Annotated in this window: 17 protein-coding genes; all 17 read right to left on the bottom strand. The window is 51.9% G+C overall.

Annotated elements, in window-relative coordinates; translation table 11 throughout:
* Nucleotides 1–170 precede the first annotated feature (170 nt).
* Entirely contained in the window at nt 171–638 is a 468-nt protein-coding gene (gene pssE / locus RS584_RS13860) for a PssE/Cps14G family polysaccharide biosynthesis glycosyltransferase (RefSeq protein ID WP_017693096.1), read from the bottom strand.
* Nucleotides 635–1,135: a PssD/Cps14F family polysaccharide biosynthesis glycosyltransferase gene (gene pssD / locus RS584_RS13865; protein WP_017693095.1), complete on the bottom strand. Its 501-nt coding sequence runs from the start codon at nt 1,133–1,135 to the stop codon at nt 635–637. The genes pssE and pssD overlap by 4 nt, the downstream gene beginning before the upstream one ends.
* The gene (locus RS584_RS13870; RefSeq protein WP_315748055.1) at nt 1,119–2,339 is read right to left on the bottom strand and encodes a hypothetical protein; all 1,221 of its coding nucleotides are present in this window, start codon (nt 2,337–2,339) and stop codon (nt 1,119–1,121) included. The genes pssD and RS584_RS13870 overlap by 17 nt, the downstream gene beginning before the upstream one ends.
* Nucleotides 2,330–3,391 (bottom strand): glycosyltransferase family 4 protein, encoded by a 1,062-nt coding sequence (locus RS584_RS13875; RefSeq protein ID WP_315748056.1) that lies wholly within the window; start codon nt 3,389–3,391, stop codon nt 2,330–2,332. The genes RS584_RS13870 and RS584_RS13875 overlap by 10 nt, the downstream gene beginning before the upstream one ends.
* A complete protein-coding gene (locus RS584_RS13880; RefSeq protein WP_315748057.1) occupies nt 3,369–4,643 on the bottom strand; it encodes a WzyE family oligosaccharide polymerase in 1,275 nt (424 codons plus the stop codon). The genes RS584_RS13875 and RS584_RS13880 overlap by 23 nt, the downstream gene beginning before the upstream one ends.
* 334 nt (nt 4,644–4,977) lie before the next feature.
* Nucleotides 4,978–5,874, bottom strand: a complete 897-nt coding sequence (galF, locus tag RS584_RS13885) for a GalU regulator GalF (protein WP_045142424.1) — start codon at nt 5,872–5,874, stop codon at nt 4,978–4,980.
* A 174-nt stretch (nt 5,875–6,048) separates the two neighbouring features.
* Nucleotides 6,049–7,440 carry a colanic acid biosynthesis protein WcaM gene (gene wcaM / locus RS584_RS13890; RefSeq protein WP_315748058.1) on the bottom strand — a complete coding sequence of 464 codons (1,392 nt, stop codon included), beginning with the start codon at nt 7,438–7,440 and terminating at the stop codon, nt 6,049–6,051.
* A gap of 12 nt (nt 7,441–7,452) precedes the next feature.
* A complete protein-coding gene (gene wcaL / locus RS584_RS13895; protein ID WP_315748059.1) occupies nt 7,453–8,673 on the bottom strand; it encodes a colanic acid biosynthesis glycosyltransferase WcaL in 1,221 nt (406 codons plus the stop codon).
* Nucleotides 8,670–9,950, bottom strand: coding sequence for a colanic acid biosynthesis pyruvyl transferase WcaK (gene wcaK / locus RS584_RS13900; protein WP_006811234.1), 1,281 nt, complete (start codon nt 9,948–9,950; stop codon nt 8,670–8,672). The genes wcaL and wcaK overlap by 4 nt, the downstream gene beginning before the upstream one ends.
* A gap of 15 nt (nt 9,951–9,965) precedes the next feature.
* Complete coding sequence (gene wzxC / locus RS584_RS13905) at nt 9,966–11,444, bottom strand: colanic acid undecaprenyl disphosphate flippase WzxC (RefSeq protein ID WP_315748060.1); 1,479 nt, start codon at nt 11,442–11,444, stop codon at nt 9,966–9,968.
* Between the two features lies 1 nt (nt 11,445).
* Entirely contained in the window at nt 11,446–12,840 is a 1,395-nt protein-coding gene (gene wcaJ / locus RS584_RS13910) for an undecaprenyl-phosphate glucose phosphotransferase (RefSeq protein ID WP_032619344.1), read from the bottom strand.
* A gap of 128 nt (nt 12,841–12,968) precedes the next feature.
* Nucleotides 12,969–14,339, bottom strand: a complete 1,371-nt coding sequence (gene cpsG, locus RS584_RS13915; protein WP_032648865.1) for a colanic acid biosynthesis phosphomannomutase CpsG — start codon at nt 14,337–14,339, stop codon at nt 12,969–12,971.
* A 109-nt stretch (nt 14,340–14,448) separates the two neighbouring features.
* Nucleotides 14,449–15,885 (bottom strand): mannose-1-phosphate guanyltransferase, encoded by a 1,437-nt coding sequence (gene cpsB, locus RS584_RS13920; RefSeq protein WP_017693088.1) that lies wholly within the window; start codon nt 15,883–15,885, stop codon nt 14,449–14,451.
* 3 nt (nt 15,886–15,888) lie between these two features.
* Nucleotides 15,889–17,112 (bottom strand): colanic acid biosynthesis fucosyltransferase WcaI, encoded by a 1,224-nt coding sequence (gene wcaI, locus RS584_RS13925; protein WP_022651482.1) that lies wholly within the window; start codon nt 17,110–17,112, stop codon nt 15,889–15,891.
* A complete protein-coding gene (locus tag RS584_RS13930; protein WP_065186924.1) occupies nt 17,109–17,588 on the bottom strand; it encodes a GDP-mannose mannosyl hydrolase in 480 nt (159 codons plus the stop codon). Before RS584_RS13930 ends, wcaI begins: the two co-directional genes overlap by 4 nt.
* A gap of 2 nt (nt 17,589–17,590) precedes the next feature.
* Complete coding sequence (locus tag RS584_RS13935) at nt 17,591–18,556, bottom strand: GDP-L-fucose synthase family protein (RefSeq protein ID WP_032671736.1); 966 nt, start codon at nt 18,554–18,556, stop codon at nt 17,591–17,593.
* Nucleotides 18,557–18,558: 2 nt separating this feature from the next.
* On the bottom strand, nt 18,559–19,680 hold the full coding sequence (gmd, locus tag RS584_RS13940) for a GDP-mannose 4,6-dehydratase (RefSeq protein ID WP_003863514.1): 1,122 nt from the start codon (nt 19,678–19,680) through the stop codon (nt 18,559–18,561).
* Nucleotides 19,681–19,696: the final 16 nt, after the last annotated feature.

Consider the following 19,696-nt stretch of genomic DNA (forward strand, 5'->3'; position numbering starts at 1 on the left):
ATACTCCTGTCAGGTGTGGTCGCCGCGAATGATAGCGGCTTGGGAATCACTTCTCATAACTCTAAACAATACTAAAGTCGTTATCAAATAATTTCACAAAGCATTAACTATTTTTTATGTTCAAAAGTTACCTGCAAATATTATTAAATGGCTTTAGCGATCGAGTACTATCACGCGTTATTTATATGGTCAATAAACTCATCATTCTTGAAAAATCGCACTAATTCAAATTTCTTTGGCTGGAATGAACTTGCATTAATGATTAGATTTTCGAGATCTTCGATATCCCAACAAATCATTGCAAATTCCTTTTCCCCCATATATTTAGCAATGTCAGACTGATGTTTATCCAAACGATCTAAATTTGGGGCAATGATGATTTTTTTCTCGTGATCTAAAAGAGAAAATATTGATCCAGCGCCTGCGTGACTGATTACAAGATCATAATGAGAATATTCGTTCTCAATAGATTGAATAAATTCAACTTCCTTGTAATTTTCTGTTTCAGGGTTTGACAGGCCATTCGCCTTTTGGCACATAAAAAAATTGTTGGCCATATGTGGAAGCGCTGAAATTGATGCAATCTGCTTGATAAGTTTATCAAACCGAGTGGTGCCTACGGTCACTAAAATTTTCATAGCACTCCGGAAAATTTGGCTTTTTTATACTGTTTTAAAAGCGTCTTGTGCTGCACATAAAACTCATCCGCAATTAAAGACATGATTCTACCAGTGAAGGACTTCGTTTCGAATCTGGACCATGTTTCGAGATGAATTATTTTTGCACCAACAATATATTTAAAATAAAAAGCGGGAATAAGAGCTACACCGGGTCCCGTTGAAACGACCACTTTTATTCGATGAGTTTTATGAATCTGTAAACAGACCTTGATCTGATGTAACTGATTGAAGCGAAGCACACTAGTGAACGTTGAGTATTTATTTCTAAATTCACGAGTGACATAATGCTTATCAGACCATTCTTCCTTAATTTTATAATCTGAGAGACTGATTTTATTTTTATTTATTTCTCCACCAATTCTTTTCATCAATCTGTTCATCTGGGCTCGGTGTCCTCCCTCGCCGTAAATGAATAAAGCACTATCCTCTATGTTCATGTTAAACTGCTTCTCCATTCTTAAAAGCCGTCCTGATCAGGATTCTAAAATAAGCGTATCTGATTAAATATAAAACCATCAGGAATAAAGACATTATTGGGATAAGATATATCACCGAAATACTAATGAAGTATTGCCATAACAAAAACAATGACAGAACCACAATAAATACAAAAAAGTTGAATATCAGTGAGATTTTTTCTTTACCAAGGAATAATATTATATTTGACTGAACTAATGATAGTTGCGAAGAGAGAGTAAAAAGCATTACAGGCACGACAATTGCCAGTATTTCGTTAAAGGTTACATAGGAAAGCGATAATTTAACATAAAAGATTAGTGGCAGGATACTACCAAAGCATACGAGCGCTGATATGATGATAACTTTTTTATTTATCGCAAGATAAACTTTTTCTTCTTTGGACTTAGCACACTCCACCAACTCTCGATAAAAGTAGTTCATGTATGCACGTGAGAAGACAGATATAATTCCAATTATGCTAATTGTGAGACCCAGTACCGACATTGATTCATCGGGAAGTAACTCACGGGAAAAGTAAGGTAATAGAAAAACGATCCCTGTAGAAATGAGCCCCACGAAGCCAACATTTAGGGAGAATTTCCAATCCAGCCCATTGAAAGCCTTGCTATCAGATACGGTTATCCATGCTCGCTTAACATATATATAGTAAATAATTTGGTTAATTATTGTCGCGATTAAGTAAGCAAGGAAGAAAATATCAAGAGGCTTTAAAGAGACAAGATGTAGTTTGCACAGCAGCATTCCTGCCGCGAAAAGAACCAGCGCTAGCAAATCATAAATTAAGCCAGGGAGTGCCTTTTTATAATAAATATAATAATAACGATAGATTTGGTTGATAGCCAGACATGCAAGAGAGCCAGCGAATATTAAGGTGTCAATTAAATTTAAGTCAAGTGTTGGAGTCGCCAGTGCTAAGGTAATAACCGAGGCTGCTGCAATACTAAGGAGTAAAACGTAATTAAAGTATTTCATGCTCACTTCAGAGCCATCTTTAATGAGCGTTGTACCAAGTCCCTGACCGAGGAATATCACTGCAACAGTTAAGAATGAATAATAAACAGCAAAGAGCGCAATGTCTTTTTGGACAAACACAAGAGTCAACAAAAAGAAGATTATAACCCTTGCTGCTCCAGAAGATACAGTATATCCAAGCCAAATTAATTTATTAATTACAAACATTTAAATGCCTCAAGCAGCTTCGTTTGCGCTATTTCTTTCGTATAGCTGTTTAAGACCGTTTGCTTAGCCTGATGAGACATCGCTTGAAGCGTTTGTGGTGACATCTTGAGCATTTGCTCAATTTTAATTTTATAGTGTCCGTCCTCGTAAACAATAAAACCATTTTGGTTATTATCGATGAACTCGTTGAAAGAGGGGATATTACTTAGAAGTGGAATCATCCCCGTAGCCATCGCCTCCAAAGGAACCAGTCCAAGGCTTTCACTTTCTGAAGGATAGATTAGCACATCATGTTCCTGAAAAATTTCAGCCAAGCGAACGTGCCCTACGGCAGGCGAAAATTCAATATTTGGTAAATGAGCTGCACTTTTCACTAACGAACTCAGCTCTGGACCATCCCCAACAATAGTTAAGTGAATTTTACTTTTATCATCGTCGGACAGGTTTTCAATTGCCTGTATTGCCAGATCCACACGTTTACTCTTGATGAGTCGTCCAGCAAAAAGTAGTTTAAGCGGAACACCGAATTCACGATTTTTAAACGCAAAGAGTTGGGTATCAACGCCGCCAGAAGGGCTTATTGCACATTTAACTTCATCGAGTTGATATTCATTTTTGGTAAATTCCAGATAAGACTTTGAAGGAAACACTATTTTTACCGCATTTTTCAACGCATTAGAAACAATTGCCTTCTTAATACGAAAGAACATTCCACTGGTTCCGTTGAGCCGCTTAACGTCACCGCCGTGTACGTGCACTACAATTTTTTTTCTTCTGACACAATTGCCCATTTTTACCGGCAGATAGCAATGAGACGCATAATGCAAATAAAGACAATCACTTTTGGTCAAAAGAACTTTAACCAAAATAGAGATATAAAAAACAAGATAGTTATAAATTTTAGTAACTTTGCTTTTTGAGATTTTATTAAGAACACATAATTCAATATCATGTCCATTATTACGCAGCGAATCAGCTGCGTTTTTAACGAACCCGCCCAGATGTGGCGTATCCGAACCTGGATACATATTACTTATGAGCAAAATTTTCATTCGAAGGCCTTTTCAATAGACAACCAACTATCGTGCTAATCGCTTTAATGATCATTACACATAAAAAGAATTTAAATGAGATATACATAAACACTTCTAAACCGTCACGCACCCAGAAGAAGCAGTAGCCAATGCAGGTTATAAATGTAATCTTTATCGTAATCATCCTGGTTTTTTTGGTTACTGCGTCAATGAGTTTTAATGTGCTTCCAGTAATAAGTCCCCAAAGCCAAAACCAGGTTGTGCCAAACATAATAATAAAGCTACCTACTATCGTTGGTGATATGGTCAACTGCGTATCCATATTCAGGATATAGGTTGTATAAAAATAGCCGTTATTCAAAAAGTTAATCGGTTTTGACTCCCATAAAAAACGAGGAACAATAATCGCAAACTCATTGAAGAAGGTTGAAAAATACTGAATATTACCTGTTTTATCAATATATTCAATAATATCTTTGATTGCATAAATCGGAGAGAAAGAATCTAAAGCGAATGAAATCATGACTGATGAGCCAGACAGAAGCATACTGATCACATCATCAAGACTGGATCCATAACGCAGAGCACCCAATACAATTAAAGCTACACAGCAACATGCTGATAGTATAGCTATTTCATTTATACGGAGTACTTTTTTCTCATAGGCAAAATAAGTTATAGCAAGAACTGCCGCGCCCATTACATTTCTTGAGCCGCCTATAACGTAGTAATAAACAGAACCACAGAAAATAGCCAATGCGGTTGCCAATATAAAACGTAATTTAGTAGGTTTACGAAGAAAGAACACAATCGAGGAAGGAACAAATGCGTACATTAAAATAATTGACAGGCCGCCACCCGAATTCTGTTCAAGACGAGCTTCGTAACCACCACCAAATGCGACCCCATTATTTTTCACATAAATCATTAAAGCAAAAATGTATAAAACCAGACCACAAACGACAAATATTTTTGAGTTAATACTTCTGAACCATGAATTAGACAAATCATCTGAATGATTATACCGCGAGGACACTTTTATTGGTGTTATAAAATATGACAAATGGATTGCGAACAAACTTAAGAATGAGAACCAAAATACCTGAGTATATCCCTCCTCTAGCGGAATACCCTGTATCCAGACAGATAGATAATATACAAAATTCACCACGAAGTAAAAAATAGTAAAAACGCGAATATATACGCCTTTTATAAAGTATATGGTGCAAATAATATATAAAAGAGGAAGTAAAAAATACAGAGATGCCATCAATCTGCCTTTAGGTAAAATATTAGCATTACTAATAAAGGGAATGAGCCACAACGCTCAATATGGTCGGGCCACGCTACCGCCCCTGGCTCCTAAGCTACCAACATGCTTATATTCTATAACAAATTTTTGAACGCCGAATACGCAGGTCCGGTTCATAAAAATATGCGGATAATTGTCTGACGTATCTCACTTAGAAACAAGCAAAAAGTTATAGACTATCGTACTAAGACTCGCTCTTATCTGTGTCAGAAACATTAAAAGGTGGTAGCGTTCTATCCATTCCGAACGCTTACCACCTTAGATCAATACTTTGCGGGAGTATACCGAAGGTTTAGTGCTCTTTAAGCAACTTCTCAATCCGGCTTCTGAACTTCGCCCCTTCCTTCAGGTTACGCAGGCCATAGTTCACAAACGCCTGCATATACCCCATTTTCTTACCGCAGTCATAGCTATCGCCGGTCATCAGCATCGCATCAACCGACTGCTTCTTCGCCAGCTCAGCAATCGCATCGGTTAGCTGGATACGATCCCAGGCGCCCGGCTCGGTTTTTTCCAGTTCAGCCCAGATATCCGCATTCAGCACATAACGGCCGACTGCCATCAGGTCAGAGTCCAGGGTCTGCGGCTGATCGGGTTTTTCGATAAACTCAACGATCCGGCTCACCTGCCCTTCCGTCTCCAGTGGCTCTTTAGTCTGAATAACAGAATACTCAGAGAGATCGCCCTTCATACGTTTCGCCAGCACCTGGCTGCGGCCCGTCTCGTTGAAGCGAGCGACCATTGCCGCCAGGTTGTAACGCAGCGGATCGGCGGAAGCGGTATCAATAATGATGTCCGGCAGAACCACGATGAACGGGTTATCACCCACCACCGGGCGCGCGCAGAGGATTGAGTGCCCCAGACCCAGCGGCTGCGCCTGACGCACGTTCATGATGGTCACGCCAGGAGGACAGATAGACTGAACTTCTGCCAGAAGCTGGCGCTTAACACGCTGCTCAAGCAGCGCCTCGAGTTCATAAGAGGTGTCGAAGTGGTTCTCAACGGCATTCTTCGAAGAGTGCGTCACCAGAACGATTTCTTTGATCCCCGCAGCAACAATCTCGTCGACGATGTACTGAATCATCGGCTTGTCAACGATCGGCAGCATCTCTTTAGGAATGGCCTTTGTGGCGGGCAACATGTGCATGCCCAAACCCGCTACCGGTATGACTGCTTTCAAATTAATCATTATTTCTTCCACCTTAAAATGGTTGACGAATTATAGCTTTTAAACCTGTTTTCGCCAGCATGTTTTGCCGTAAATATGAAGTAATCCTAGGTCACCCCACCACAAATTACAGTAGTTGTAATCTGAATAGATCGCGATTCCGTACCAGGAATAGTCGCAAAATAGGCTGTAGGATTACCTGTGCGGCAGCGCAAAATTCAACCGTTCCGTATTCACCACGTGTTGATCGACCCGATCAATATCCACCGAACTCTGCCCCTTTTCATTAACCGCTTTTATGTTCGCGAGCGACAACAGCGTCTCGTTTTTGGCCATAAACTTCCCACGCACGTCTTTGCGCAAGTCGAAGTTCATCTTAAGCGCTGGTCCCGTCGCTGACTCCTGCATCACGTTGATATTACGCAAGAAAAGGTGCTGTGGCTTGTTGTGCAGCTCAAGCGTTGCCCGCTGCATGTTGACGTTGGTGATGGCAACAAACGAGGTGGCATTGCCGGAAGAAATCTGTATCCCGCGCAGCTTATAGGCAAGCTGTCGGTTATCCAGGCGAATATCGTTAAGTTTGAAGTTTTGCGGTATCGACAGATAATCGCCCTTGATCACGCCATACCCGATTAACATTCCGGCGCTGTTCACCATATCGATATTATCAATAACGAAATTATCACAGCCATAAATAGCTACCGTCGCGTTATCAATTCCGGCCTTTTTACTGAAGTCGGGAGTAATATTGCTGGCCTTGATATTACGGATCACAAAGTGTTTACCGTTTTCAACATGGACCAACTGCCGACAGTTGCTGCCGGTGATATTTGCCACCACGAAGTTTTTAACGGTCTGCTGTTCCGGATAGTCATTGTCGTACGTGCTGCCAGCCAGCCCAATGCCTATCCCCCAGTTGATCTTGCCGTTTGTGCAGTTGATGTTATCGATCACGTGGTCAGAGATCAGGATATTGCGGTCGTTAATCGCCACGTTCCACTCAATCGCGTCACCCTGCAAGTGGCTGAATTTACTGTTGGTTATGCGCGCACCGACCACCTGATTATGAAAACCCTGGCGCAGAATGGCGTAGTTGGCCTGGCTCACGGCAATGCGATCGATAAGCAGGTTACGCATCACTCTCGGCTTTTTACCGCCGATGTAGATCTGGGTGACGGGGCCGAAGCCGCTCATCGCCAGCCCTTTAATGACACAGTCGGAGCCACGCACGTCCAGCGTAATGTTATGCGTGCGCCCCTCTCCTTCCCCAATGACCTTACAGCCTTCCTGGAGCACAAACCGCCCGCGGCCATTGCCCTTCAGCGCACCGCGGATCAGCAGGGTTTTGCCATCAGGAATGAAAATGCCGGTATTGATGTTTCCACAGGTTAACCCGGCGGGAACAACAACGGTATCGCCCTCGGTAAATGCCTGCTTAAAGGCGGCGATCCAGTCGTTATTGTTGTAGCGATCGACAGAAACCGTCTTCCCGGTTGCCGCCCGCACAGCGCGGGGCGACAGCAGCGGCATGGCAGCCAGGACGGATAAAGAAGAGACAAATCGGCGTCGGGTAATCTTTTTCAGCATACAACCTCAGCGTTACAGCGTTTGCAGCAGGCTCGCTAACTGGCGATTAATCACCTGCTGATTGAATTCTGCTTCAACTTTTTGCCGCGCATTTTGCAGCACAGGGATCAGCGTCTGCTGATCGATATCACTGAACGCAGCCAGACGATCCGCCAGCGCCAGCGCATTGTTTTCAGGGACCAGCCAGCCGGAGTGTTCAGAGGTGATCAGCTCCGGGATACCGCTGTGTAGTGTCGAGACCACCGGAATGCCGACCGCCATCGCCTCCATCAGCGCCACGGGAATGCCTTCCATATCGCCGTCGGCGCCGGTTACGGAAGGCAGCAGGAACACATCCGCATCATCAAGCATGGCTTTCACTTCGTGGCTCGGCTTGAAGCCCGGCATCTCGACCACGTCTTCCAGCTGATACTGTTCAATCAGCGTGCGCAGGCGACGCTCCCACGGCCCGATGCCCAGGATGCGGTAGTGGAAGTCCACGCCGCGCGCCTTCAGCTGGCGACAGGCTTCGATGGCTACGTGCAGCCCTTTCTTTTCGGTCAGGCGGGCAACAGAGATAATTTGCAGCGGCTTGCCCGGCACCTTGACCGGTCGCTGGGTGAAACGTTCCATATCCACGCCCATGCGTGAAACGGTGATTTTCTCGCTCGGGCACCCCATAGTTTTCAGGCGTCCGGCCCACAGGTTGCTTATCGGCAGCATCATGTCGCCACGGCGAAACAGCTGCTGATATTCCGGCGTGTAGTGGTTCAGTACTTCCCGGCTGGAGATGTCGATACCGTGGAAAATGGTTGCGATTTTGCCGTCAATCACCCCCAGCTCACGCAGTTTTGCCGCCGTTACGCCCGCCGGGCCAAAGTGGGCGATAAAGACATCGGCCCGGTACGGCTGGGCCGTTTGCCCGCAAATGGCGGAAAGGATCAGGTTGCGGGCCTCCGCCCCATAGCGCGACATATTCAGCGCCCGCCACGTCGAGGCGCGATGAAGGCCGCGCAGCGTCTGGCTGGCGCGATGGCGCAGTTTGTTCATTCGTCCGGTGGGTTCATCCTGCAACCAGCGGGTTTTCGCCTCCAGCACATACCGGGTATACGCCGCATGGGTGTTTTGCGTATCGCCCTTTTGCAGGGCGATAATCTCCACGTCATACCCCATATCGATAAACGCGGTGATTTGGTTCAGCACAAAGGTTTCAGACGACAGCGGAAATTTCAGTAAGAAGAAACCAACCTTCATTTCCCCTCCCGGACGCGGTCGAGTACGGATTTCACCATGCCAATACCTTTTTCGCGTTCGGCTTTTACCGCCACCGCCAGACGTTCGTTGATCGCAGGCAGCTGACCGAGCGTGTCGCCCACCATCGCACCCAGCGACCCGTCCAGCAGATGACGAATATCAACGGCCATTTCCGGCATGCCGAGCTGCTGCATAATGCCCGCGGACTTGTGTTCGTAGTTAATGGCGATGGCTGGCGTGCCGAAGTTCATCGAGATAATGGCCGAGTGCAGACGCGTGCCCACGGTCAGGTCGCAGGCGGAGAGCAGCTTGCCCATCTCAAGGTCGTTCAGCTCGTCCATCACCACGTGATAGCGGGACGGATCGTTCACCAGGTTGCGCAAGTTGAGCGCCACCATACGGTCATCTTTGTTGTAGCTGTCGATACCGGTACAGGTGGAAAGCGCCAGCACCTGGTAACCGCTGTCCAGCACGCGGTTCACCACATCGGCAAAGGCTTTCTCGTACGCCGCCTGGGTCGTGCCGAGGCGTTTATCGAACGGAGCAAGTTCACGCAGGGTAATGGCGACGGTTTTCTGCTTTGCCGCCACGTCCAGCCAGTGCTGTACCGCGTAGCTGGCCTGGAAACTGTCATCCTGATGATCCACCAGCCAGGCGGTGTCCACACCGTGCTCCACTTTGGTGGTGTCGATTTCACTGCGCTTCATCATGTCGAGGCTGACCGATTCACGCAGGATCAGCGCGTCGCAGTGGCCGAAGACATAGTTCGCCAGCTGGTTAAACTGCGGATCCTGGAATGGCCCGACGCTGTGGCCAATCATAAACAGCGGCTTTTTCGCCATGAACGTACAAAGCGCATGCTCAAACTGTGGCACGCCGTAGAGATCGACGAAGAACGAACCGCCCACCTGGATAATGGCGTCATAGCCGGACAGCAGACGAACAAAATCGGTAAAACCCTGCGCGATGGCGATGTTGCGCAGCTTGCCGGTGTCGGTCACGCGAGAAAGCAGCACCTGATGCTGGTAGCGGCGACGCAGCACTTTCTTCACGCGCCCCATCACCCCCGCGGCGTTGTTGTGCTGTTTCATCTGGCTGTAGAGCGGGTCGCCCATCACCGGGCGGTTCAGTAACCAGGATGAGCTGACCGGATAACGGCTCATCACATCCACTTCTGTCTCAGGCTTAAGGGTGTTAATTGCATCCAGTAAACCGCGCAGGATGGCGCTGTCGCCACGGTTGCCGCAGGTATGGTTGCCAAGAATAAGTAATTTCATAATGGCCTCGTAAAATTAGCCTGCGCGAAGCAGCGTTTTCATTTTTTCGTTACGGCAAAACTGGCGCTTCATCTCGACCACCAGCGCATTGCGTGACAGCACAATCATCACGGCGAACGCCAGCGCGCCTGCCGCGACCTGCACCGCAAGCAGCGCCGCCAGCGGCAGATGCCCGTTGAGCACCACGCCCAGGCCGTAGCTCACCGCAAGCGTCGGTAAGGAGAGATAAAACGGCAGCCACAGGCTGAGGATGTACTGACGGTAGCTGGAGCCCAGCACCGGTTTGATCATCACGAAGTAGCTCAGCACGGTATTGACGATTTGCACCAGCAGGAAGCCGAGCGTCACGCCAATGGCGCCCGCCGTGTGGCCGCCCACAATAATTGCCGGAATAAACAGGAAGGTTTTAAACACGTTGAACTTGAAGCTGATATCCACGCGCGCCTTCGCCATTAGCAGAGAACCAATCGGGTTCCCCACCGAGCGCAGCAGCCCCACGACGCACAGCAGTTGCAGGATCGGGATGATGCTGTTCCACTTCTCGCCAAACACCAGCGGTACGAAATTGCTGGCAACCACCATCAGCCCCAGCAGCACCGGGAAGTTGATGATCCCCACGACGGAGAGCAGCTTGTAAAAGTTCACGCGCAGCTTTTCGGTATCGTCCTGAATTTTGGCGAACGCCGGGAACAGCACGCGGGTAATGATAGGGTTGAGCTTCATCGGCGGGACAACCGCGACGTTATACGCCAGGTTGTAGCCACCCGCGACGCTCGCGCCCAGAATGCGCGCCAGCACCAGCGTGGAGAGGTTAGTATTCACGTAGTTGATAATGCTGTCTGCCGTCAGCCACGCGCCGAAGCGCAGGTTGGATGAAACAGACGCCAGCGAGAAATGCAGCCCCGGACGGTAAATCTTGCGGCCAAAGTAGCCGAACAGCAGCGTACGTACGGCAGAGTTAACCAGGTAACCGAGGATGGCGGTCATCGCCAGCGGCCAGAAATGGGCGCTGACCACGGTGAAGGTAAAGCCCGCCAGCACGGCGCTGGTTTCAATCATGCCGATTTTGTTGAACTCCAGCTCCTTCTGCATCAGCGCGCGGAACTGCTGCCCGTGCGGGATCACCACGAAAGCGAACGACAGGGTGCGCATCAGCGGCGCCAGGTCCGGGTTATGCAGCACGCCGGCAATCACATCGCTCAGCAGGAACACCAGCACAAAAACGAAGATACCCAGCCCGACGTTCAGCCAGTAAAGCGTGGTCAGCTCCAGATGGCTGATCTCCTTACGCTGGATAATGGAGTTGGCGATACCAAAGTCCGACAGCGTATCGGCCAGGGCGATAATCACCAGCGAGACGGTCAGCAGACCAAACTGGTGATTATCGATAATGCGCGCCAGCACCGTCATCTGCACCAGGCCGAGGCCAATGATGACGATGGTGGCCATGGCTGACCATTTCGCGCCGCTGATGGTTTTTTCTCGTAAGCTCATCTTAGTACGCCGCTTTGTTCACGAAGCCTTTGAAAACGGTCAGAAAAACAATCTTGATATCGAACCAGAGGCTCCACTCGCGGATGTACTCCAGATCGAACTCGATACGTTTTTCCATTTTTTCCAGCGTGTCGGTCTCGCCGCGCCAGCCGTTGATCTGCGCCCAGCCGGTGATGCCTGGCTTCACCTTATGGCGCAGCATGTAGCCTTCAATCAGGGTGCGGTACTGCTCGTTATGGGCCACGGCGTGAGGACGAGGCCCGACGATGGACATCCCGCCGGTGAACACGTTGATGAACTGCGGCAGCTCATCGAGCGAGGTACGGCGCAGGAAGTTGCCCACGCGGGTGACGCGCGGATCGTTCTGCGTCGCCTGGGTCACCACCTTGTCGTTCTCCATCACCTTCATAGAGCGGAATTTCCACACCATGATCGGCTTACCGTCCATGCCGTAGCGGGTCTGACGGAAGATGATCGGCCCCGGCGAGCTGAGCTTCACCGCCAGCGCAATGCAGCACAGCACCGGGGAGATGAGCAGCAGGATCAGGGACGAAAGGACGATATCTTCCACGCGCTTCAGCACGCGGTTAATCCCCGACAGCGGCGTGTCGTACAGTGGAACAACCGGTACCCCGTTCACCTCTTCAATACGGGAGTGGAGAATATTGAAGGTGAAGACATCCGGGATGAGGATCACCGAGCAGGTGGTATCCGCCAGCTCGCGCATCAGTTTCTTGATGCGGGATTCATCTTTCATCTGCATGGCGATGTAGACGTTATGAATTTTGCCGGCTTTCGCATCGTCAATAAGCTGTTCGTAGTTACCTGCCCAGTCGGACGGCACGCCGCCGGGCTTCGCGTCGTGATAAATCCCGACCACTTCAAAACCTAACCACGGCTCTTTGCGGAAGCTGTCGAGCAACACCTGTCCCACCGGCAGGTCGCCCGCCACGGCAACGAAGCGACGGTTATACCCGCGGTTGCGCAGCCAGCCCGCGCCAAAGCGGATCAGCGAGCGGCAGACCACCATGCCAATGCTGGTTAACAGATACCAGCAGAGATAGGTCACAAGACGGTTATCAAAATCATGGCTGAACGCCACCAGCCCTGCGCTGAAAACCAGGCTTAAGGTCCAGTTCTGGAGCAGCAGCATCAGTTCGGTGGTCATTTTGACGCCGCGCCATGAACGATAGAAATCGGTCATGCCGCCGATCATCTGAAACACCACCAGCGCAATCAACGCCATCAGCAAGTGCATGTATAAGAACGACTGCCCGCTGACCCAACACACCGCCCACAGTCCGCCGACCATGATGGTGATATCAGAAAAACGCTGCACCATAGAGATTAACGATGCATTCGTTCTCGCTCGTTCGCGCTTTTTTAGATTTGTCATCGTTGTTCCTTTAGTTCTAAACCTTACCCCTCGCCCCTCACCCCGGCCCTCTCCCCAAAGGGGAGAGGGTGTTCAAGTTCCCTCTCCCCTTTGGGGAGAGGGTTAGGGTGAGGGGTAAGGTTTTCTTTTTACTGATTCAACAGCGCCAGAATGTCCTTCGTTCGGGCTTCCATCAGCGCGGTATCGGCGCGGGACTCCACGTTCAGGCGCACCACCGGCTCGGTGTTGGAGGAGCGCAGGTTGAAGCGCCACTGCGGGAACGCCATGCTGATACCGTCGGTACGGTCAATCTCCAGCGCATGAATGGCAAAGTGATGTTCTACGCGGGCAATGGCCTCAGCGGGCTGTGCCAGTTTGCTGTTGATCTCCCCGCTCGCCGGGAACGCCGCCATGCGGTCGCGCACCAGTTCGCCCAGGCTCTTCCCTTTCAGGCACAGCAGCTCAGTCACCAGCAGCCACGGGATCATCCCGCTGTCGCAGTAGGCAAAATCACGGAAATAGTGGTGGGCGCTCATCTCGCCGCCGTAGATGGCGTCTTCCTCACGCATACGCTCTTTGATAAACGCGTGGCCGGTTTTGGACATCACCGGTTCGCCGCCCGCGGCCTTCACCACGTCGACGGTGTTCCAGGAAAGACGCGGATCGTGAATGATTTTCGCCCCCGGGTTTTTCTCGAGGAACGCTTCCGCCAGCAGGCCAACGATGTAGTAGCCTTCGATAAACTGCCCTTTCTCGTCGAACAGGAAGCAGCGGTCAAAATCGCCGTCAAAGGCGATACCCATATCGGCGCCGTGCTCAATCACCGCGTTGCGGGTGTCGTCGCGGCACTCCGGCAGCAGCGGGTTAGGGATACCGTTCGGGAAGTTGCCGTCAGGCGTGTTGTGCACTTTGACGAAGGTCACCGGCACGTTCAGCGCCTTAAAGCGGGCTTCAAGTGCATCGACAACCGGGCCTGCCGCGCCGTTGCCGGAGTTAATCACCAGCTTCAGCGGTTTGAGGTTCGCCACGTTGATGTAGCCCAGCAGGTGGTCGATGTACTCTTTTTGCAGGTTAATCTGCTTATAGCTGCCGCGTGTGGCTTCATTCACCGGCGGGAAGTCGTTGGCCTCGGCCAGACGCTGCACGTCACGCAGGCCGGTGTCACCGCTGATAGGACGCGCGCCCTTGCGTACCAGCTTCATGCCGTTGTAGTCCATCGGGTTATGGCTGGCCGTCACTTCGATACCGCCGTCCACGCCCAGGTGGAAGGTGGCAAAATAGATCTCTTCGGTACCGGAAAGGCCAATGTCCAGCACATCGACGCCCGCGTCCTGTAGCCCTTTCGCCAGCGCCAGCTTCAGGGATTTGCTGGTCAGACGCACGTCGCCGCCCAGCACGATAGTTTGTGGTTTCAGGTATTCGCCGTACGCGCGGCCGATGCGCCACGCAATGTCTTCGTTCAGCTCTTCGCCCAGCTTGCCGCGAATATCGTAGGCTTTAAAACAGGTTAATTTTTCCATGATGACCCCTTTTTCAGGCAACAGTTGGCCCTGACCATGTAATGGCCAAATTTATTTTTGTCATTCGTAGGCCCGGAAAGCGCAGCGCCACCGGGCATGATGCGGAGTGCTACACGCGCCCGTAGCGATCCTGGAAGCGGATGATGTCGTCCTCTTCCAGATAGGAGCCGGAACGCACCTCAATTAAGTCGAGCGGAATTTTCCCCGGGTTCTCCAGACAGTGCGTCGCCCCCAGCGGAATATAAATGGACTCGTTTTCACCGAGCAGCTTCACTTCACCGTCGATGGTCACTTTGGCGGTCCCCGCCACCACCACCCAGTGTTCGGCGCGGTGATGGTGCATCTGCACCGACAGCCCTTCTCCCGGCTTCACGGTGATGCGTTTCACCTGGTAACGCTCGCCGGCGTCGATGGAGTCATATTTGCCCCACGGGCGGTAGACTTCGCGGTGAATATGGTGTTCGTGGCGGCCATCGGCCTTGATCTGCTCCACCACTTTTTTAACGTCCTGCACGGCATTACGGTCGGCAATCAGCACCGCGTCTTTGGTCTGCACGACCACCAGATCCTTCACCCCTACCGTGGTGACGAGGCCAGATTCGGCGTAGACGTAGCTGTTTTCCGTTTTGTGGCTGATCACATCCCCGTGATGGACGTTACCCTCCGGGGTATGCGCGCTGATCTCCCACAGTGACGACCAGGAGCCGACGTCGCTCCAGCCAGCATCCATCGGTACCACTACCGCATCTGCCGTACGTTCCATTACCGCATAGTCAATGGACTCTTCCGGACAGGCGAGGAAGGCTTCTTCGTCCACGCGGATAAAATCGAGATCCGGATCCACCACCGCCATCGCTTTTTCGCAGGCGCGTAAGATATCCGGGCGATATTTTTCCAGCTCTTCTAGGTAGCGACCGGCGCGGAACAGGAACATACCGCTGTTCCAGTAGTATTCACCGCTCGCCACGTACGCCTGCGCGGTTTCCAGATTCGGTTTTTCAACAAACTGCGCCACGTCAAACGCCACGCTGTCGCCTTCACCCGGCGTCACGCTGCCGCGGCGAATGTAGCCATAGCCGGTTTCCGGGAGATCCGGCACGATGCCGAAGGTCACCAGCTTGCCGTTCTCAGCGTAAGGAATCGCCGCGCGTACCGCGTCGCGGAAGGCCTCTTCCTGCTGGATGACGTGGTCAGCCGCCAGCACCAGCATCAGCGGGTCGCAGTCCGGGCTGCTGCGTTTTGCCGCCAGCGCCGCAAGGGCAATGGCAGGCGCCGTGTTGCGTCCGGCAGGCTCCAGAATGATATTTTCGGTCAGTTTGTTCAGCTGGCGCAGCTGCTCGGCAACGATAAAGCGGTGCTGTTCGTTACAGATCACCACCGGGCTTTCACACTCCACGCCGTGCAGACGGTTAACCGTCGTTTGCAGCATGGTGAGGTCGCCTTTCAGGCACAGAAATTGTTTTGGATAAAGCACGCGGGACAGTGGCCACAACCGGCTCCCGGATCCACCCGCCATTACGACCGGATACAAAGTGGTTTGACTCATGATTTATCCCCGTATATCTGCAATAAATTGGCTCAGCACGTTCTCTTTCTCGAGCGTGCGTTCGGCATATTCACGTGCCACCGTGTTCTCTTTTGGCATGGCGAGTGCCTGCTCAATTCCGGTCACCAGCGCAGGAACCGATTCCGGCTCCACGCAAACGGCAATGCCCGGGTAGCTGTTGCACAGCTGGCCTAATTCTGTTGCGGCTTCTGCCGTAATCACCGCGTTTCCGCCCACTGCCAGAATGTTGGTCAGCTTGGACGGCAGCACCGCATCCGCCGCGCCGCGTTTTTGCACCACCAGATGGCAATCCGCCATTTTCAGCAGCGCGGGCAGCGCGTCATAAGACTGAAGCGGGAAGAAGCGGATGTTGGTCAGTCCGCGCTCGCTGGCCATTTTTTCCAGCCGCGCTTTACCGCCGCCCTGCCCGACTATCACGAACATCCACGGGTGTTCGCTCAGCTGAAGCGCGGCGTCAATCACGCTCTCCAGCCCCTGTTTTTCGCCGATGTTGCCTGAGTAAAGAATGATTTTTTGCTCAGCAGGCAACCCGAGCTGCGCGCGTAACGCCTGCGCATCCTGGTCTGTCACATCGCGGAAGCGCGCCACTTCGGACCAGTTCGGAAAGAAGATCACTTTTTCCGCCGGGACGCCCTTCTCCTGCGCCTTGTTCATCATCGAGCGCGAAATGGTCGAGACGTAATCCACGTTGTGCAGGCCGCTGCGCTCAAAGGCGCTGGCGAGCTTCGCCACCTTGCCGCCCTTGCCTTTCCCGGCCATTCCCAGCCCGAGCATGGCGTCCACTTCATAATCCTGAATGTGCAGCAGGGTGCGCGCGCCGGAGAGTTTGCCCAGCAGGCGCATGCCTGGCGTGCAGAACAGCGTCGGCACCACGCCGATGATGCGATCCGGCTTCCAGCGACGCTGCGCCATCAGCGGGAAGAAACTGCTCAGGGCAAAGCTGCCCAGATGAATTAAACGTTTCAGCGTCGAGGGCTGTTTCGGCACGTAGAGCGGGCAGCGCCAGACGGTCGCGGCCCCCTCTTCGCGGCGGTAGCGCCAGCTGGAATAGCGTTCGCCTACCTTCCACTCCGGGTAATACGGCGGGGCAGTAATCACCCGCACGTCATGTCCCTGGCTCGCCATCCACTCGACCATCTCGCCGGTGTATTTCCCGATACCGGTAAGCTCCGGCGAGTAGTTAATTCCGTAGACGAGGATTTTCATAGACCTGGCACCTCGGCCTGACGTTCGGCAAGGAAGTACGCCCGACTGTTGTCATGGACGTTGTCGCTTGCCAGCAGCGCCTCTGGCGTTAACCAGCGGTAATCGTCATGCTGAGAATCAGGCAGACGCAGGTCTGCCTCACTCACCTTCAGGCGGAACCCCAGCACGATGTAGTGCGTGGTGAACCCGGTGCCTGAAAAGTTATCGTCATAGAAGTGCTGCCAGACCCCGTAAAACTGGCCCGCTGCCATCGGCAGTTGCAGGCCCAGTTCCGCCAGAGTGAGACGCTCAAACGCATCGGTAAGCGTCTCATCCTTCTGCACGCGCCCGCCGGGCACGAACCAGAAGCCCTGTGCAGGACGATTGGTTCGTTTCCCCAGCAAGAACTCGCCGCGTTCGTTCTCCACGATCAAATCGATTGAGATCAGCGGAGTGGAACGCACTACCGTGGCAAAATCTTCCTGACTTAAAAACATCATTACCCCCGGAAGCGGTGCTGGTTTTCCAGGAACCACTGGTAGGTGCTGGCCAGCCCCTGCTCCAGTGAGACCTCGTGATACCAGCCCAGCTGATGCAGACGGGTCACGTCCAGCAGCTTGCGCGGCGTGCCGTCCGGTTTGGTGGCGTCAAACACCACGCGTCCTTTGTAGCCCACCACCTGCGCGATGGTCTGCGCCAGCTCGCGAATGGTGCAGTCCACGCCGGTCCCGACGTTAATGTGCGACAGCATCGGCTCGGTGTTTTCCTGCCACACCTCGCGATCCAGCTCCATGACGTGAATGCTGGCCGCCGCCATGTCGTCCACGTGCAGGAACTCACGCATTGGCGTACCGCTGCCCCACACCACCACGTCCGGGGCGTTTTCGGCAGTCGCCTCGTGGAAACGACGCAGCAGCGCCGGGATCACGTGCGAATTGCTCGGGTGGAAGTTGTCGTGCGGTCCGTACAGGTTGGTCGGCATCACCGAGCGATAGTCGCGGTTATACTGACGGTTGTAGGATTCACACAGCTTGATCCCGGCAATTTTGGCAATCGCATACGGCTCGTTGGTGGCTTCAAGCGTGCCCTGCAACAGTTCGCTCTCCGCGATCGGCTGCTTCGCCATTTTCGGGTAGATACAGGATGAGCCGAGGAACAGCAGCTTATTCACGTTGTGCAGATGCGCCGCGTGAATGATGTTGCTCTCAATCATCATGTTCTCGTAGATGAAATCCGCCGGGTAGGTGTTGTTAGCGACAATGCCGCCCACCTTCGCCGCCGCCAGATACACCTGGTCGATACGTTCGCTGGCGAAGAAGTCCTGCACCGCAAGGCTATCAAGCAGGTTCAGCTCGTCGCGGGTGCGAACAATCACCTCAACGTCGCCGCGCTGTTCCAGCTGGCGGACAATCGCGGAACCCACCATTCCGCGATGACCGGCGACAAAAATACGTTGTTTTGTCATTCTCAGGACTCCAGCGCGATGGCAACCTCGTAGCCATGAGACTTGAGCAGGGAGTGTTTTTTCGCTGCTTCAAGATCTTTGGCCACCATCTCGGATACCATTTCTTGCAGGGTGGTTTCTGGTTTCCAGCCCAGTTTCTCGTGCGCTTTGGTTGGGTCGCCCAGCAGGGTTTCCACTTCAGCAGGACGGAAGTAACGCGGATCAACCTGGACAATCACGTCGCCTGGCTTCACGCCCGGTGCGTCGTGGCCGGTTACGGAAACAACGATACCCTTCTCTTCCACGCCGGTGCCTTCGAAGCGCAGCTTGATGCCCAGCTGTGCCGCAGCCATCTCAACGAACTGACGTACGGAGTACTGCACGCCGGTCGCGATCACGAAGTCTTCTGGCTGTTCCTGCTGCAACATCATCCACTGCATTTTCACGTAGTCTTTCGCATGGCCCCAGTCACGCAGGGAATCCATGTTGCCGAGGTGCAGGCAAGACTCCAGGCCCTGAGCGATGTTGGCGATCGCGCGGGTGATTTTGCGGGTCACGAAGGTTTCGCCGCGACGCGGAGATTCGTGGTTGAACAGAATGCCGTTACAGGCGTACATGCCGTAGGATTCACGGTAGTTCACGGTGATCCAGTAAGCGTACAGTTTCGCCACAGCGTACGGAGAACGCGGGTAGAACGGCGTGGTCTCTTTCTGCGGAATTTCCTGCACCAGACCGTACAGCTCAGAGGTAGATGCCTGGTAGAAGCGGGTTTTCTTCTCAAGACCAAGGAAGCGAATCGCTTCCAGCAGACGCAGCGTACCCATCGCATCCACGTCAGCGGTGTACTCCGGGGACTCGAAGGAAACCGCAACGTGGCTCATTGCCCCCAGGTTGTACACTTCATCCGGCTGTACTTCTTGCAGGATGCGGGTCAGGTTGGAGGTATCGGTCAGGTCGCCGTAGTGCAGATGGAATTTCGGGTTTGCCGCATGCGGATCCTGGTAAATGTGATCGACACGCTCGGTGTTGAATGAAGAGGCACGACGCTTAATACCGTGAACTTCATACCCTTTTTCCAGCAGCAATTCTGCCAGGTAAGAACCATCTTGTCCGGTAACGCCGGTGATGAGAGCGACTTTAGACATGTTTATATTCCTCTGT

This window comes from Enterobacter sp. DTU_2021_1002640_1_SI_PRY_ASU_LCPMC_013, from assembly GCF_032389435.1.
In the GTDB taxonomy this organism is placed as follows: Bacteria; Pseudomonadota; Gammaproteobacteria; order Enterobacterales; family Enterobacteriaceae; genus Enterobacter; species Enterobacter hormaechei_C.

Coding starts and splice junctions, on each gene's coding strand:
- RS584_RS13870 (WP_315748055.1), bottom strand. CDS start 2,339: ATGTTTGTAATTAATAAATTAATTTGGCTTGGATATACTGTATCTTCT.
- wcaI (WP_022651482.1), bottom strand. CDS start 17,112: ATGAAAATCCTCGTCTACGGAATTAACTACTCGCCGGAGCTTACCGGT.
- cpsG (WP_032648865.1), bottom strand. CDS start 14,339: ATGGAAAAATTAACCTGTTTTAAAGCCTACGATATTCGCGGCAAGCTG.
- wcaK (WP_006811234.1), bottom strand. CDS start 9,950: ATGAAATTACTTATTCTTGGCAACCATACCTGCGGCAACCGTGGCGAC.
- RS584_RS13880 (WP_315748057.1), bottom strand. CDS start 4,643: ATGGCATCTCTGTATTTTTTACTTCCTCTTTTATATATTATTTGCACC.
- wcaM (WP_315748058.1), bottom strand. CDS start 7,440: ATGCTGAAAAAGATTACCCGACGCCGATTTGTCTCTTCTTTATCCGTC.
- cpsB (WP_017693088.1), bottom strand. CDS start 15,885: ATGAGTCAAACCACTTTGTATCCGGTCGTAATGGCGGGTGGATCCGGG.
- pssD (WP_017693095.1), bottom strand. CDS start 1,135: ATGGAGAAGCAGTTTAACATGAACATAGAGGATAGTGCTTTATTCATT.
- RS584_RS13875 (WP_315748056.1), bottom strand. CDS start 3,391: ATGAAAATTTTGCTCATAAGTAATATGTATCCAGGTTCGGATACGCCA.
- wcaL (WP_315748059.1), bottom strand. CDS start 8,673: ATGAAGGTTGGTTTCTTCTTACTGAAATTTCCGCTGTCGTCTGAAACC.
- galF (WP_045142424.1), bottom strand. CDS start 5,874: ATGATTAATTTGAAAGCAGTCATACCGGTAGCGGGTTTGGGCATGCAC.
- pssE (WP_017693096.1), bottom strand. CDS start 638: ATGAAAATTTTAGTGACCGTAGGCACCACTCGGTTTGATAAACTTATC.
- wzxC (WP_315748060.1), bottom strand. CDS start 11,444: ATGAGCTTACGAGAAAAAACCATCAGCGGCGCGAAATGGTCAGCCATG.
- wcaJ (WP_032619344.1), bottom strand. CDS start 12,840: ATGACAAATCTAAAAAAGCGCGAACGAGCGAGAACGAATGCATCGTTA.
- gmd (WP_003863514.1), bottom strand. CDS start 19,680: ATGTCTAAAGTCGCTCTCATCACCGGCGTTACCGGACAAGATGGTTCT.
- RS584_RS13930 (WP_065186924.1), bottom strand. CDS start 17,588: ATGTTTTTAAGTCAGGAAGATTTTGCCACGGTAGTGCGTTCCACTCCG.
- RS584_RS13935 (WP_032671736.1), bottom strand. CDS start 18,556: ATGACAAAACAACGTATTTTTGTCGCCGGTCATCGCGGAATGGTGGGT.